The sequence below is a fragment of the Campylobacter sp. IFREMER_LSEM_CL1085 genome (assembly GCF_025772235.1).
Classification (GTDB): Bacteria; Campylobacterota; Campylobacteria; order Campylobacterales; family Campylobacteraceae; genus Campylobacter_D; species Campylobacter_D lari_D.
This window is the reverse complement of sequence record NZ_JAKMRU010000035.1, coordinates 1-1,652: the sequence shown is the minus strand read 5'-3', so window position 1 is coordinate 1,652 and position 1,652 is coordinate 1. Positions and strand designations below refer to the sequence as shown.

At 30.7% G+C, this 1,652-nt stretch carries 1 protein-coding gene and 1 pseudogene; one reads left to right on the top strand and one right to left on the bottom strand.

The genetic code is table 11. From position 1 onward, the window contains the following. A pseudogene (locus tag L8W56_RS08675) lies at positions 1 to 189 on the top strand (peroxide stress protein YaaA); the annotation flags it as partial. A 23-nt stretch (positions 190 to 212) separates the two neighbouring features. Here L8W56_RS08675 and L8W56_RS08670 read toward each other — a convergent pair. After that, complete coding sequence (locus L8W56_RS08670; protein ID WP_263660022.1) at positions 213 to 1,415, bottom strand: major outer membrane protein; 1,203 nt, start codon at positions 1,413 to 1,415, stop codon at positions 213 to 215. Positions 1,416 to 1,652: the final 237 nt, after the last annotated feature.

The window sequence follows — 1,652 nt, the reverse complement described above, 5'->3', positions numbered from 1 at the left end:
TTTTTAAAAAATTCCAAAACTTTAAGTCATTTTGCTAAAGCTTATAGGGGTAAAATACTAAGAGTATTAGCAAGTAAAAATATATATAATAAAGAAGCTTTGCTTGAAAATCTACCTAATGATTTAAAAATAAAAGAAATTAAGATACAAGGAATAAAAGAAGAGATAATTTTAGATATAGTAAGCTAAGCCTTTTGGCTTAGCTTTTATAATTAGAATTTGTATAGAGCTTCAAGTCTGATGAATTGATCATCGCTATCATGAACACCAGCTTTATTGAAATCTTCAGTTAAGTAAGAATAGAATCCACTAAATGTAAGTTTTGGGCTATATGCATAAGATACTCTTGCGATATATTCATTTTTATCTGTTTCAGCACCTGCTGCATATTCAGTTTTACCACCGATATAGTCAAATCCTACTCTAACAGTTTCAGCAAAAGTATAACCTAAACCTGCAAAATAGAAGAAGTTTTCACCTATACTACCTCTTAAATCACTACCAGTAGAATAGAAAATTTGCTCACCTGGAGCGATTACTCTACCTTTATCTTCTAAAACTACTAAGCTAGCTTTGTCTTTTTCACCATAACCAACGATACCTGCTTGGAAATCAAAAGCAGAAATTTGTCCTTGTAATTGAGCAGCGTAGAAATTGCTATTATCTAGACCTAATTTTTCTTTATCACTATCCAAGCTATTTCCTAAGTATTGAGCTTGGATTTTGAAGTTAGCATCGTTGAATGCAAATTTATAGCTAGCATCTACTGCATATAAAAATGCCCAATTGTTTGAATAAGCAGCCCATACTTGGAAAGCAAATGGATCAAAATCACCTAATACAGCAGCACCATATAAAGAAGTATCAGCAATACCTAAATCTGTAAAATCTCCATCGCTTGTAACATTGAAGCTATCAAACCAATAACCAGCAAAAGTTAAACCTTCGATAGAATTATTAAGAATTTTAGCTCCTGTTCCTACTGCATCATCAGTCCAAATAGAACCAACTTCCATTTTACCAAAGATTACATTTGTAGCGTAAGCTTCATTAGTATATTCTAAGTAAGCTTGTTGAACTACAAAAGTACTATCAGTATCAGTTTCAGCTTTAGCATTTGGGCTATTAAAACCAAGTTCACTTGTACTATATTGGAATTGAACAAAAGCTTTGAAGTTATCATCTAAAGCTGCTTTGAAATTTAATTGAGATTTAAATTTATGCTTGTTTTCTTTAGAGCTGTTGTAACCATCTACAATTGTATTGCCAATATCTCTTCTATCAGATTCAAATCTATATCTGAACATTCCTGATACATCAACATCTTTTATAGCTTCTTCAAGTGAAACAGCGTTAGCTGCTGAAAAAGCACCTGCAGCTAATGCTGCTACTAAACTAAGTTTAACTAGTTTCATGAGAATTCTCCTTATTAAAATTAAAACTATGGCTTGTATTATAGCATAGTTTTATATAAGAATTCTTAAAGTAAATAAAAACGATAAAAATATATTATAGGGTTGTATTTATAGATTGAATTATCTTTAAAGATCTAGTTTGAAACTAGATCTTTAAAAACTAAGGAGTTATCTATGAATGTTTGCTTTTACAAGTGTAATTATGCTCTTTGATAGTTAATGTTTGGAAACTGAGGG

Bases quoted from the DNA above. Each gene is read 5' to 3' on its own strand.
- L8W56_RS08670 (WP_263660022.1), bottom strand. From the start codon at position 1,415: ATGAAACTAGTTAAACTTAGTTTAGTAGCAGCATTAGCTGCAGGTGCT.